This is a genomic window from Blautia sp. NSJ-175 (genome assembly GCF_022867815.1).
In the GTDB taxonomy this organism is placed as follows: Bacteria; Bacillota; Clostridia; order Lachnospirales; family Lachnospiraceae; genus Blautia; species Blautia celeris.
In genome coordinates this window covers 111,041-125,258 of the sequence record NZ_JALIFQ010000002.1, presented here as the reverse complement: position 1 = coordinate 125,258, position 14,218 = coordinate 111,041, and the positions used below count along the sequence as shown (strand labels likewise).

Sequence of the window (14,218 nt, the reverse complement as noted above, 5' to 3'; positions counted from 1 at the left end):
TTTTGCAGGAAAAATCTGCTGCCGTTTTAATAAATTTAACAGGGTTCAAAATAACCGGAACTGGCTTTTAGCCTGCCGTAATTCTGCCGCATATATTTTTTGCCGAATCCAATACAACGTCCATCCTGGTCTATGAAATACCTGTATATTACAAGCAGTGGATCGGATAGTTCACACTGCAGTGTATGTGCTGTTTTCTCATCTCCGGATTCCACACCTATCTCCATTTGGGTGCAGAAGGCGAAGGGAGCTGTCTTTGCGGCAACGATTTCGGGAAAAACGGAATAATTAATTTCATTTTCTATAATAGGACATCCCTTATCATAAGGGATATATTTAATGTCAAAGGCAGCAGGGATTCCATTCCTGGAAATGACTCGGCTGATTTCAATTACTTTATCAGACGAATTCAGTTCTAAAGCATTTCTGATTTCTTCTGAGGGTTCTATCACTGTGATATTTCTGTATTTCGTTTGGTTTCCGGAATCATCTTCGGAAAAAGACATAGAGAATACATTGTGCTGAGGAGACGATATATAAGAACCCTTTCCGGCTCTGGAATAAATGAAACCTTCTTTTTCCAGTATATTTAAACTTTTTCGCACCGTCTCGCGGCTGGTATGATATTGGGTAGATAATACATTTTCAGAAGGAAGTAAATCCCCGGGATTAAATTCACCACCCATAATTTTCCTGCGCAAGGATTCTGCTATCGTAATGTATAGAGGCTCTCCAAAGGTATTATTATTTTTATCCATAGCTTTTTGCTTTCATAGAAGACTTGCAGATTACAGCAGTTTCGATGGGGTCCTGTGAATAGGCATCTTTTGAATTTCAAGTGTTTATATTATCTTCCAATTAAATTTTCTCCCTCCATATGATGTACACGGGCAGTGCAGCCACATTCTGCCATCGGGTATATCATACTGGTATATCATACCGGTATATACAACTCAATATAAACAAAGGGGGTTAATAAGTATATAGATCCTCAATTGCAATTTCTGAGTCTGCAGGAACCTGCAGAAACTGTTCGGCAGGCCAGGGGCCTGATAAGAGTTGTGACAGATAACGGGTCGAGGCCGGTATGATTTTTGGCGATAAGTCAAGAGTCCGGGCAATTTTTTCTGTTTCTTCCATGAGTGAATCCAAAGGACATATTTTTGTATCGAGAAGGCCCAGAGTGCTGTAGTGGCCAAACATGGCATGAAAAATTTCACGGCCTGTTTCAATCCCATATTTTTTAACTGTATATTGATATTCCACCCAGATATTCCGCTCACCTTTCATCCATCCTTTTGAAAGAAAATAAGTTGGATTTGTGTGATTCAGCGCAGCTTTTACAGACACGGATCCCAGAAGCAGTGATATACAGTCATCTACTCTTGGCAGTATCAGTGTATAATTTCCGGTCTTTAAATGAAGAACAGAGTTACCGCAAAATCCAAATGCCATGATCACCAGTTCCTGCCCGGTGATTTTGTCTAACTCTTCCTGTAAGCGTTCGTGCAGGTGGGCTGGATTATTGTGCAGGCCGGATTCCAGCCACACAACAGGTGGATGCATTGACAGGGATTCCATAACATAGAGCAGTTCTTCTTCCAAAGTTTTGCAGGCAATAATTGTGGATTTCATTAAAATGCCACCTTTCTTTTCGGCAGTGCAGAAGTGATAAGCTGCTCAAATTATATCCTGTTTTTTTTGTTAAGTCAAATATAGATTTAAAATATTGTATAAAAACAAAAAATGACAGAAAATAATCAGTTTATATAAAAAGTGTAAAAATATTGATGAGAGATAGTTACGGGGTAGGGGAGCAGTATTATGAAAGGTTCCGAGCTGCCAGTATGGCACATAATACGATGATTCCAAAGCAGTTTGAGGGATTTGCCGTATACGCCTGTCTGATGTTAATTTAATATAAGTCAGTGCGCCTGTTTACAAGCGATGGTATCCGGGAATGGGCATCCCTGGTCAGGCCGGGAGTAACAGGAACAAGGAGGAGCTCATTTTGCGGCCCTCCCTCTGCCAGTGTATTGCCGAAAGGGTCACAGGCAAAACTTTGTCCAATGAAAGTATCCTTTGCGTATTGGCTGCATCCTATAACGGTTATACCGTTTTCTATGGCTCTTGCTGATATGAGAGTTTTCCACTGCAGTGCTTTCAGAGGGCCATCCACCCAGGCAGAAGGATAGATAAGGAGTTCAGCACCCTGTAATGCCGCATGCAGGGCTACTTCCGGAAAACGAAGATCATAGCAGGTGCCGAGTCCAAGCCTGCCGAAAGGCGTTGCTATTGGTAAAAAAAGTGAATTGCCTGCAAGTGTGTGGCCGGATTCCTGCCAGTCAAATGCATCGAACAAATGTGTTTTTTGATAAGTACCGCGTATTATGCCGCCACTGTCCAGAATGACCAATGTATTGTAGCATTTTTTTTTCATGCACATCAGAGGATTTTTCATTCATTCCGAAAAGAAGCCAAATGTTATATTTTACTGCAAGCTCTTTCATACAGAGAACAAACGGACCGTCAACCGGCTGGGCATGCGCTGTATAAGATGCGGTATCTCCTGTGCAGGGATACATAAAGTATTCAGGGAAAACAATGAGAGATGCCCCCTCTTTCTGCGCTTCAGCTATAAATTTTTCGGCAGTTACCAGGTTTTGGGATATGTCCGGCAGAGAGGTACATTGAGCCAGTGCAATCGTATATGACATAAGAATCCCCCTTTCAACGGGTATTGGCAGTCTGCTGGAAAACGCTGTTTTACGTGCGCTTTTTGCCATTGTAGCAGATACACAGGGAAAGTCAAGCGCCTGTGTCCGGCTTTTCAGAATAAATGAAACCTACAAAGCATATAGTAGAGAAAAAGCCTGTGAGGCGTGTAAATGCTGAATATTCTCTGGGGAGCCATGATGCTCATAGGAATTACATACGGTGCCATGACGGGACGCATGGGAGAGATCACGGATGCGGCTCTATCATCTGCCAAGGAGGCGGTGGTGCTCTGCATTACCATGGCGGGAATCGTTGCCATGTGGATGGGGGTCATGGAGATTGCCAGATCCTCCGGCATGATAGAGAAGATGACAGAGAAAATGCAGCCGCTGCTGCGTTTTTTATTCCCGAATCTGCCCAGGGATCATCCTGCCATGGAGTATATATCCGCCAATATCATCGCCAATTTTCTGGGGCTTGGATGGGGGGCAACCCCGTTTGGCCTGAAGGCTATGGAAAAGCTGGCAGAATTGGAAGAGGAACGGAGGCAGGAGAACGGACAGGAGGCAGACATAAATTCCCGGGGAAAACTGCGGATACTGCCCAGGGGGACAGCCAGCAATGAGATGTGTACTTTTTTAATTTTGAATATTTCTTCCCTGCAGCTGATTCCGGTAAATATCATAGCATACCGGAGCCAGTACGGAAGTACAAACCCTGCAGGAATCGTAGGGCCGGGGATTGTGGCTACGCTGCTCAGCACGGTGGTGGCTGTGGTGTTTTGCAAGATGAAGGACAGGAAGCGGAGAGCGTGAGCTCTCCGTTTTGTATTGTATAGAGATTCCCACTTACATAGAAATAAGTATCACCTTAACTAAAAATAATATGGAAAAATCAGGGTATAGTGGCATTTTGCGCATGGATATTCCTTATGCAGAGATGCGGAGTGTTGATTTTGCCCAAAAATTACTTTATAATGAGAATGCTGTTTTTAAAAATGACAATGACTGCCGTGTGCGGCATACAAAAAACGGTTAATGAAATACAATTAAACAGAAATGCAGGGGACAAGAGATGAAGATTAAAATGCAATTTGTATATAAACTTTTTTTAATCCTGATATTGGTACTGTTGTTGACCATGGGGACAGTCTCCTTTCTATGGTATGCTCCAAGTAAGGAGATGACAGTTTCTGCTGTACTGAATACGACGAAAACTGTGCTGCAGGAGAAAGTGCTGAATCTGCAGATGATTCTGGGAGATGCAGATTATGTAAGTCATGTGATTTCCAGAAATAACAGGCTCGTTGACCGTTATATTGGCAGCAAGTGGGATGAATCTTATCTGCAGAAACAGGCAGAGACCAGACTGAATGAATATATTGACAATATTTATGTGAGTAAGCAGTATGTGCAGTCCATCTATCTGAGTAACGGAATAGGTGACAGGATCGGGCGGGGAAGCAGCATTGATGATGGCAGATTTATTGAACTTCTTCAGACAAAATATACAAAGCTGCAGGATGAAAATGCCGTGGTGCTGCCTTACGGGAAGCACGAGGACAGCCGTGAGCTTATGATCGTGCGGGAAGTCCACTATTATGAGAATGATATTGGATATTCTGTGGTGAGCATTCCTTATCATATTGTACAGGAGAATTTTGATGGTGTATTTCCTGAGCATACCATGCTGGCAGTTTACAATACCTATGGGGATGTTTTGTACCGGAACAGGAAACATGAGCAGGATTTAGGCGATGCGACTCCTGTCTGTGAACAGGAACCGGGGAGCAGCATTGTGAATATAAGCGGTGAAAAGTGGTTGGTTGTCCGTAACAACATTGATGAACTTGGCATTTTGGCAGAAGCGAGGATTCCACTCAATGATATTCTTATAAACGTGACACAGACATTTCATAATATTTTCTTTACCCTTCTGGCAGCGGTCTGCATTCTGGGGGCAATCATGTATATCCTGGCCCGGTGGCTCGGTAAGAATATTACAACTCTTTCAGAGGCCATGGGACGCTTCAGCAGTGGTGATATGGACACTGTAGTGACGATACACAGTAATGATGAATTCAGTGTACTGGGTAATTCTTTTAATGAGATGACGCAGAATATCAGACAACTGCTTGAGACTGTGCGTCAGAAGGAAAAAGAAAAGGTGGAACTTCAAATAAAGTCTCTGCAGGGACAGATCAATCTACACTTTTTATTCAATACACTAAATACAATAAAGAACCTTTGTTATATACAACGAGTTACAAATGTGGAAAAACTGGTCAACGCTTTGATGGAGCTTCTGCATATCAGTATGGATAACAGCAGTGAGTGGGTCACACTGGAGACAGAGATAAATTATATCAGCCAGTATCTTGAAATTTACCAGTACAAATCCCTGGATGATATTATGTGTTATATTGACATGGAGGACGAAGTAAAGCAATGCCTGGTGTTGAAGTTTATGGTGCAGCCCATTGTTGAGAATTCCATAATTCATGGATTGGAGGGACAAAAAGGAAAAGGTATCATCCATATCAGCGCACAGAAAAAGGAGACAGATCTGGAAATCGTGGTAAAGGATAATGGAAACGGTTTTGATGTGTCAAAGCGGAATACCCTGAATTCTATTGGACTGAATAATATCGAGGAGCGTATCCATATCCATTTTGGAAAGGGATATGGTCTGAAAGTAGAAAGTGTGGAAGGTGTCTCCACAACGGTGAGCATCCATATTCCTTATCTGTGTACAGAGAAGAGCAATACGTCAACAGAGGAGGAGCAGGAGGAGAAGGCATGATAAAAGTAGTGCTTGTAGATAATGATGTATTAGACTTGATGCAGCTTAAACAGCTCTTGAAAGTGCCGTTAGACTGTGTAGTAAAAGATTTTATTTATCCCAGGGAAGCATTGGAGTATATGGAACGTGAAGGTGCGGACATTCTTATAACAGATATGAAGATGCCCCACATGGATGGTATTTCCCTGATCAAAAATGCTAAAAAACTACTGCCGCTGCTGCATACTATCGTAATCAGCAGCTACAAAGATTTTGAATATGTGAAAGAGAGTTTTAAAGAGGGGAGCCTGGATTATATTCTGAAGCATACCCTGAGTGAGCAGGTGTTAAAAGAAGCATTTGATCAGGCAGTCTCTAAAATGGAAGAGCACAGGCTGAAGGAGAAAGATCCGGAAGTGTTGAACAGAAGCAGGCAGCTTCTGAAGGTGAAGATGATTCAGCAGGTCATCTTGGGTGAGATCACACCTGAGACGTTTGAGAGGCAGATGAAGAAGTACGGAATTGAGATACCGTCTTCTCTGTTTGTTCTAATGGTCTGTGAAATTGATGATTATCAAAACATTACAGTTTCTTTTAACCGGGCAGACACCAGAATTTTCTGGGATTCTGTTATGGAGACCGTAGAGAAATCTCTGGAGGGATTCCGGAATGCAGAGGCGATAGCAGGAAGAGACGGGGAACTGCTGCTGCTTCTTCCTATGGGGGAGATCAGAAGCGAAGCAAGGATGCAGTCAGAGACGGAGGCAGTCATAGAGCGAGTTAAAAGAATGCTGTTTAGAATGTTCAATATGAATTTGAGCATCGGGGTCAGCAATCCAGTTCCTGTCAGGATGCTGCCTCTTCAGTATGAAAGCTGCAGAAAATATTTAAATCGTAAGTTTTTGGAAGGAAAAGGCGGGGTATACCGCACTGAAAGCACAGCGAAAATATCTACGGGAGTGAAGATGGTGAGTGGCAGTGAACGGCCGTACAGGGAACTTTTGCAGAAGATCAAAGAAGGGAATACTGACAGGGAGATACTTGACAGGCTGTTTACATACTATAAGAGCAACTATTATCCGCGGGAGATGGTTGAGCTTCAAATGGTGGAGGTGCTTCAGTGTCTGTGGGCTGTTGCAGGGGAAAAAAATCTGGAATTAGAGGAGGACTATCAGCTTCCGGTCTTTTATGACCGTTTCTGCAGACTTGAGACAATAGAAGACATGCAGCAGCAGATAAATATATTTTTTACCTGCTTTGAAAAGGCGAAGCAGGAACAGGAGGAAAAGGAACATACGGGTTTCAACAGGTATACAATTGCCTGTCTGGATTATATCCGGAAGAATTATGCAAATCCATTGTCTCTCCAGGAAGTGGCAGATTACATGGGGGTAAATCATACATATTTGAGCAAACTGTTTAAAGAGGACACAGGAGAAAATTTCGTGGGATATCTGACAGACTACAGAGTCGGAAAGGCAAAGGAGCTTATAGAGAGGAGACAGTATAAGATTAAAGATATCTATGCACTGGTAGGATTCAGCAGCTACAATTACTTTTTTAAAGTATTTAAAAAGGCAGTGGGCTGCAGCCCGCTGGAGTATGAAAACAAAAAAAGTATAGTAAATCCAAAAAAAGTATAGCCTTAAAAGAGGCTATCTTTTTTTATAATAAAATCATAAAAAAGAAGACTTTTTGAAAAAATATTGTAGCAAAAAGTTATATTTATTGAGGAGGTAGAAAAAAATGAGGAACAAAATGACGAAACTTACCGTATTTTCAATGGCAGCTGTTGTAGGGGCTTCGGTACTTACAGGCTGCGGGGGAGGCAGCACAAAAGGGGATGATGGAAAGGAAACCAAACAGAATGACGGGGATAAGGTAGTTTTGAGATTTGTGACAGCATCTGCATATGATTCACAGGAGAAGGTAGTACAGGCATTTAACGAGTCACAGGATAAAATTGAGGTAAAACTGGAAAACTACGGTTCTGCATTTGACCAGAAACTGGCGGCCGCGATAGGCGCAGGAAACACACCGGATATCATAAAACTCTGGAATTTCCCTGCTTATTATGAAAGTATTATCCCACTGAATGATAAAATAGAGACGCTGGAGGATAAAGACGATATTTATGATATGTTGTTCCAGTATTCCACGATGGAAGACAATATTTACGGTGTTCCGGTAGGCTTCTCTACGAGAGCTATACACTATGATAAAAAACTTCTGGATGAGAATAATATCACAATCTCACCGGACTGGACGTGGGATGACCTGAAGGCCTGCAGCAAACAGCTCACAGATGATCAGAAAACAGGAATGTTTTTATATTTCAATCCGGATCCTTATTCCTTTGAGCATTTCCTGTGGAGCAATGGAGGAGAGTGGATTGATGACAATGGCAAACCGGTTATCAACAGTAAAGAGAACGTGGAGATGATTCAATACCTGCACGATATGATCTATGTGGACAAAGTTGCAGCAGCAGATGATTTTAATCAGGATTTCGCACAGGCGTTTCTTTCGGGAAAATATGTTTTTGCAGAGAATGGAAAATGGCAGGTGGAAGATATCAACAAAGGAGGTATGGAACTTGGGATTGCACCTATGCCGGGATTTAATGGCAAACCGGGAAAATCCGTTGTCCATTCGGATTTCCTGACAATCGCAAAAGATTCAGCCTATCAGGATGAGGCATGGGAATTTATTGAATTTTACAGTTCTTATGATTCTGTGAAGACATTAAGTGATTCCGAAATGCCGATTAGAAAATCTGTTGCTAAAGACATGGGACTTTTAGATGATCCCCAGATGAAACCTTTTTATGACATGCTGGAGACTGTGGATGCAGACAGACCTTCCCTTGTAAAAACACCACACTGGCCTGAGATCAGCGCGGAGATTCAGGACGGAATGGAAGCGATTTTCATCCAGGAAGATGCGGATATTCAGCAGATTCTTGATGAGGTGCAGAAAAAATCAGAAGTGGTCACCCAGTAAGCCCGACAGCAGGGAAGGAAGAGGAGAAAGTATGTATCTGAAAGGAAAACAAAAATGGGTTCCCTATCTGTTTATCCTGCCGTGGCTCATAGGACTTCTGGTGTTTGTAGCGTTTCCAATGATCTTTTCGCTGGGTATGAGCCTGTTTGACTGGGATATTGTGGGAGACAGGATATTCATAGGATTGAAAAATTATATCGATATGTTTCACGATGAATTGTTTTATCATTCTTTAAAAGTTACATTTCAGTATGCGGTTATTTTAGTGCCGTTAAATGTGGGACTTGCCCTGGCACTTGCCCTGCTTTTGAACAAGCCGCTGAAGTGCCTTGGGGCTTTTAAAACTATCTTTTATCTCCCCAGCGTTCTTTCAGGGGTAGCGCTGGCCCTGATATGGGGATGGATTTTAAATGACCGGGGTATCCTGAATTATCTGCTGAGTCTGTTTCATATAAAGGCTGTGCCCTGGCTGAAAGATCCGGATGTTGCGGTGTGGTCTATGGTACTTACAACGGCATGGGCGTTAGGCTCTATGATGATGGTGTTTTTGTCTGGATTAAAGGAGATTCCCGAGCAGGTGATCGAAGCTGCCAGAATAGACGGGGCAAGTGGTTTTAAGAGTTTTTATCGGATTACATTACCGCTGCTTGGGCCTACGATTGTATATAATATTATTATGGCTATCATCGCATCCATGCAGCAGTTAACGGTGATCATCAATTTGACAAACGGCGGGCCAATGAAATCCACCTATATGTATTCCATGTATTTATATGAGAATGCATTTACAAAGTTTCGTCTTGGCTATGCATCGGCAAATGCATGGGTAATGTTTATTATCGTAATGGCACTAACAGGTGCAGTAATGTTTATTTCAGAAAAATGGACCTATTACGAGGTATAGAAGGGGTGATTATATGAAAAAGAAAATATCAAATGGAATTTTATATTTTATTCTGATTTGTTTGTCTCTGATATTCTTATTTCCATTTTTCTGGGCACTGGTGACGGCTCTGAAGTCGCCGGCCGAAATTTTTGCATACCCTCCCAGCTTTTTCCCGAAAGAACTGCATTTTGCCAACTTTGCGGAGGCGTGGACTGCGCAGCCTTTTACCAAATATCTGATCAATTCTTTGATTGTTACATTCTTTGCGGTTGTGGGCATGACATTTTCCAGTGCCCTCACCGCATACGGATTTGCACGCTTTGAATTCCCGGGTAAGAATTTGTTATTTATGATCTTGCTTTCCACAATGATGATTCCCTGGGAAGTGCTGGTTATTCCGCTGTATATGCAGTATAACTTTTTCGGATGGCTGGATACACTGAAACCATTGATCATTCCGTCTTTTTTTGGAGGGGCCTTTTATATCTTTCTCATGAAACAGTTCCTTCGCACGATTCCTAAAGACTTTGAGGAATCCGCTATTATTGACGGGGCAAATTATTGGCAGATATTCTGTAAGATATTTCTTCCTTTATTAAAACCCCAGATGGTTCTTTCAGCAGTAATGTATATGATTATTGTATGGAATGATTATCTTGGACCATTGGTATACATATCAAATTCGGAAAAATTTACGCTGCCTATCGGGCTGTCTCTGTACAAGGGAGCTCATACGACTAACTTCTCAGCAATCATGGCTATTACTGTGATTATGACGGTTCCCACAGTCGTGGCATTTTTTATAGGACAGAAGCATATCCTGGGAAGCAATATCTCTTCCGGGATCAAGGGATGATCAACTATGTTCCGAATATTGAAAAATCTGAAGGGTAATCCCAGAATATGCATTCTGATTGAGCCTCTTTGGAGCATTCCTTACAATCTTTATCTTCCCTATGCAACTGTTTTTATGTATGCATTAGGTATCCGTGATGCGCAGATTGGATTTTTGCTTTCCATAGGAATGGTATTCCAGGTGGCAGCATCTTTTGCAGGCGGTGTGATTACGGATAAATTGGGGAGACGGCTCACGACAGTAATTTTTGACATTACTTCCTGGTCTATACCCTGTCTGATATGGGCGTTTACAGAAAGTTTTGCAGGATTTGCCGTGGCAGCTGTTTTAAACAGCCTCTGGCAGATTACAAATAATTCCTGGACATGTCTTTTGGTAGAGGATTGTGAAAAAGAAAAAATAGTGGATGTGTATGCATGGATTCATTTTACAGGGCTATTGGCTGTTTTCTTTGCACCATTATCTGCTCTTTTAGTAAATTCACTGGGAGTGGTGGCTGCGGTCCGCAGACTATATCTGATGTCTTTTGTCCTTATGACCTTAAAGTTTCTGATTCTATTTTGTTTTGGAAAAGAAACACAGCAGGGGAAAATAAGAAAGCAGGAGACCGCGCAGATATCTTACAGGAAATTGTTCAGTCAGTATGGTGCAGTGATCTGCAAAATGATACATTCCCGACAGGTTATGACAGCACTTGCCTTTATGGCGCTGATGAATATTTCAGTCTTGATCACAGGTAATTTTTTTAGTCTGTATATTACCAGAACACTTGAAATCAGGGAAAGCTGGATTGCGGTGTTTCCTACAATTCGTGCAGTTATTATGCTGGTATTTATGTTGTGCATGCAGAGATGGGTCAACAGACTGCCTTTTCGACGGGTCATGATGACAGGATTTTTGTTCTATCTTGCGAGCCAGCTTGTGCTGATCTTCGCCAGAGCGGAGAGTATTGGTACGGTTTTAGTCTATACATGCCTGGAGGCGATTGGATATGCACTGGTCATGCCCAGAAAGGACAGCTTGATGTCCCTGTGCATTGACATCAGAGAACGGGCGAAAATGACGGCACTTCTGTATGTGGGCATGATTGGGATCAGTGTGCCGTTCGGATGGATAACCGGATGGCTGTCTTCAATTAGCGGGGAACTGCCGTTTGTCCTAAACATGGTACTTTTTCTGACAGGCATGATCATTGTGCGTATCAATAAGACACTGAAAGATTATGATAGAAAATATTACAGGTTTTAGTACATGGAGGTAAGTTATTTTATGGTTGCGGTACGGAAGAAAGGTAGGATTATTTTAGAATGAATTGGTCAGAATGTGTGATGATTTCCACAATATTGCCGGGAGAGGAAAGTGTGGTAGTAGTGGGAAGCATGAGATTTACTGTGCTTTCCGAACGGACGCTGCGGATGGAGTACAGTCCTTCAGGGAGATTTACAGATGCTCCGAGTCAGGTTTTCTTCCGGAGGGAAGGGAAGAAGACAGAATACAGACGTGAAATCCGCGAAGGGAAATTAAGACTGGAGACAGACTGTCTGGTGCTGAAATGTGCGGCAGAAAACAGAGAAGATTTTGAAAATACTTTGTCTGTGAAGATGAAGGAGACTGGACAGGTGTGGAACATAGGAGAAGCACCGAATGGGAATCTGGGTGGAACATTGCAGACTCTTGACAATATTGACGGAGCGGTGCCTCTTCCAAATGGTCTGCTGAATCGGGCAGGTTATACGATTTTCGATGACAGTAATACAGTGCTCCTGGATGAAAAGGGATGGCCCTATGAACGAGAACAGGGCAGCAGAGATTTATATTTTTTCTATTACGGTACGGATTATAAATGCTTTCTAAGGGAGTACTTTATGCTTTCGGGAAAAGTACCTGATATCCCACGGTGGACTCTTGGAAATTGGTGGAGCCGTTTTTATCCTTATACGCAGGATTCTCTGCTGGAATTGATGGATGCGTTCCGGGAAAGAGAGATTCCACTGTCAGTGTGCGTCATCGATATGGATTGGCACATCCGGGAGAATCCTTATCATGAAGGCTGGACCGGTTATACATGGAACAGAAATCTTATTCCCGAGCCGGAAAGACTGATTGCCGGACTGCACGAAAGGGGACTGAAGACGGCATTAAATCTGCATCCGGCGGATGGCATTGCACCTTTTGAGGACGGATACCGGGAGATGTGCCGGGATATTGGACAGGATGCAGATCAGGACCGGGTGATTCCTTTTCGTCTGGACGACAGAAAGTTTGCAGAAAGTTATTTTAAACACCTGCATGAGCCGAAAGAGAAAATAGGAGTTGATTTTTGGTGGATGGACTGGCAGCAGGATAATACTTTTAGTATCCCCGGACTGGATACGCTCTGGTGGATCAATCATTTACATTACTGCGATCAGTTAAAGCATGAGGGAAAGATACCGGTAATTCTGTCAAGATGGAGCGGGCCTGGTTCCCATCGTTACCCAATACAGTTTTCGGGGGACACTATCGTAACGTGGAAAAGTCTTGCGTTCCAGCCTTATTTTACAGCTACGGCCGCTAATGTGGGATGTTTCTGGTGGAGTCATGATATTGGTGGACACATGGGAGGTGTGGAGGACGGAGAACTGTTTTTGAGATGGATACAATATGGGGTGTTCAGCCCTGTACTCCGTCTGCATAGCAGTGATAATGAGTTCCAGGACAGAAGACCGTGGAATTATGGGAATGATATCTTTTCTCTCTGCCGGGAAGCTATGCGGCTGAGGCATGCACTGATTCCCTATTTGTACAGCGAGATGTATGCGTGCACAGAGGGGTGCCCCATTGCTGCACCTATGTACTTTTATCACAGAGAGGAGGAAGCGTATCAGGTTCCTCAGCAGTATTATTTTGGCAGATATCTGATTGCGGCACCCTATACAAGTCCGGCAGACAGGGAGAATATGCACAGTCATCAGGCAGTATGGCTTCCGGAAGGATTGTACTATGATTTCTTTACATACAAGACCTATGTGGGAAGTAAAGTTCACGGTATTTATGGAGACAAATCCCATATACCGGTGTTTGCCCGTGCTGGCTCTGTCATTCCCATGGCAGAGTATGTTTCCTTTGGTGATACTGAAGAACCAGCCCAACTGCTGCTGAAGATATTCTGCGGATGCAGCGGAAGTTATCTGCTTAAGGAAGGAGATATGCAGGACAGGGAAACAATGTTTGAGCTTTTTCATGAAAATGACATCATACAGTTTTCTATTCACAGGAGACAGGAAGAGAAGTACAGGAAAAGAGAGTATCACCTGCTTTTTATAGGGGTAGGAAAACCGGAGCTTGTCACTGCAGAGAATGGAACATTTGCGTTCCGACAGGAATATCAGAAAGAAAAGGCAGTACTGCATTTGTATGTGACGATGGAAAAAGGACAGGAGAGGTTACAGCTCTGTTTAAAGGCTGGCACACCTGAGGCAGACCCCGTAAGTCGGAAGATTATGGAAGTAAAGGAATTTTTGAAATCCTGCAGGATTAGCAATGCACTCAAAAAACATATTTATAACTGTTTATCTGAATGGAAGCCGTTGTGCAGGGAATCAGAGAAATTGTCCTTGGAATTGTCCGGTTTTATACGGGATATACGACAGTTGGTTCCGGATACAGTCCTCTGTGGCTTGCTTGAGATTCTGACTGGCTGCGGCTGCATAGAACTTTGTAATACAGCGCAGAGCAATGTCCTTTTATGGAATGCCGAAGATATGGAAGGATTCACTTACAGCATTCAACAGGAACTATACTGGGAAATCATTACTGAAAAAGGGAGTGTAGGAAATTTTCGCAGTATACCACTGAATAGGGAAAAGGATACGGAAAAGAAAAAGCTGGAAATTAACTGGTTTGACTTGTTCTGCAGTGTATTTGGATGTTGACGGGATACATATTATAAAGGTCTGTCCGAAACGGTGTGGTTCATGGACGTACTGTGCCAA

Annotated in this window: 12 protein-coding genes; 8 read left to right on the top strand and 4 right to left on the bottom strand. The window is 42.8% G+C overall.

Annotated elements, in window-relative coordinates; genetic code table 11:
* Positions 1–35: 35 nt before the first annotated feature.
* The 4 genes from MUB35_RS04200 to MUB35_RS30780 all read right to left on the bottom strand — a co-directional run bounded on the left by MUB35_RS04200 (position 36) and on the right by MUB35_RS30780 (position 2,717).
* On the bottom strand, positions 36–758 hold the full coding sequence (locus tag MUB35_RS04200; RefSeq protein ID WP_103732770.1) for a GntR family transcriptional regulator: 723 nt from the start codon (positions 756–758) through the stop codon (positions 36–38).
* Between the two features lie 214 nt (positions 759–972).
* The gene (locus MUB35_RS04195) at positions 973–1,635 is read right to left on the bottom strand and encodes a DUF1638 domain-containing protein (RefSeq protein ID WP_033141591.1); all 663 of its coding nucleotides are present in this window, start codon (positions 1,633–1,635) and stop codon (positions 973–975) included.
* 280 nt (positions 1,636–1,915) lie between these two features.
* Positions 1,916–2,446: a nitrilase-related carbon-nitrogen hydrolase gene (locus MUB35_RS04190; RefSeq protein ID WP_244805814.1), complete on the bottom strand. Its 531-nt coding sequence runs from the start codon at positions 2,444–2,446 to the stop codon at positions 1,916–1,918.
* The gene (locus MUB35_RS30780) at positions 2,346–2,717 is read right to left on the bottom strand and encodes a nitrilase-related carbon-nitrogen hydrolase (RefSeq protein WP_255785560.1); all 372 of its coding nucleotides are present in this window, start codon (positions 2,715–2,717) and stop codon (positions 2,346–2,348) included. The genes MUB35_RS04190 and MUB35_RS30780 overlap by 101 nt, the downstream gene beginning before the upstream one ends.
* Before the next feature lie 171 nt (positions 2,718–2,888).
* Between MUB35_RS30780 and MUB35_RS04185 the strand changes: the two genes are divergently transcribed.
* The 8 genes from MUB35_RS04185 to MUB35_RS04150 all read left to right on the top strand — a co-directional run bounded on the left by MUB35_RS04185 (position 2,889) and on the right by MUB35_RS04150 (position 14,158).
* A complete protein-coding gene (locus MUB35_RS04185; protein WP_033141589.1) occupies positions 2,889–3,533 on the top strand; it encodes a nucleoside recognition protein in 645 nt (214 codons plus the stop codon).
* Positions 3,534–3,792: 259 nt separating this feature from the next.
* On the top strand, positions 3,793–5,520 hold the full coding sequence (locus tag MUB35_RS04180) for a sensor histidine kinase (protein ID WP_103731517.1): 1,728 nt from the start codon (positions 3,793–3,795) through the stop codon (positions 5,518–5,520).
* The gene (locus MUB35_RS04175) at positions 5,517–7,142 is read left to right on the top strand and encodes a helix-turn-helix domain-containing protein (RefSeq protein WP_103731518.1); all 1,626 of its coding nucleotides are present in this window, start codon (positions 5,517–5,519) and stop codon (positions 7,140–7,142) included. Before MUB35_RS04180 ends, MUB35_RS04175 begins: the two co-directional genes overlap by 4 nt.
* Before the next feature lie 103 nt (positions 7,143–7,245).
* Complete coding sequence (locus tag MUB35_RS04170) at positions 7,246–8,502, top strand: ABC transporter substrate-binding protein (RefSeq protein ID WP_033141586.1); 1,257 nt, start codon at positions 7,246–7,248, stop codon at positions 8,500–8,502.
* Between the two features lie 31 nt (positions 8,503–8,533).
* Positions 8,534–9,406 (top strand): carbohydrate ABC transporter permease, encoded by an 873-nt coding sequence (locus tag MUB35_RS04165; protein WP_033141585.1) that lies wholly within the window; start codon positions 8,534–8,536, stop codon positions 9,404–9,406.
* A gap of 13 nt (positions 9,407–9,419) precedes the next feature.
* Positions 9,420–10,244, top strand: coding sequence for a carbohydrate ABC transporter permease (locus MUB35_RS04160; RefSeq protein ID WP_103731519.1), 825 nt, complete (start codon positions 9,420–9,422; stop codon positions 10,242–10,244).
* Positions 10,245–10,250: 6 nt separating this feature from the next.
* Positions 10,251–11,492 (top strand): MFS transporter, encoded by a 1,242-nt coding sequence (locus MUB35_RS04155; protein ID WP_054350355.1) that lies wholly within the window; start codon positions 10,251–10,253, stop codon positions 11,490–11,492.
* A gap of 59 nt (positions 11,493–11,551) precedes the next feature.
* Positions 11,552–14,158, top strand: coding sequence for a glycoside hydrolase family 31 protein (locus MUB35_RS04150; protein ID WP_103731520.1), 2,607 nt, complete (start codon positions 11,552–11,554; stop codon positions 14,156–14,158).
* Positions 14,159–14,218 lie beyond the last annotated feature (60 nt).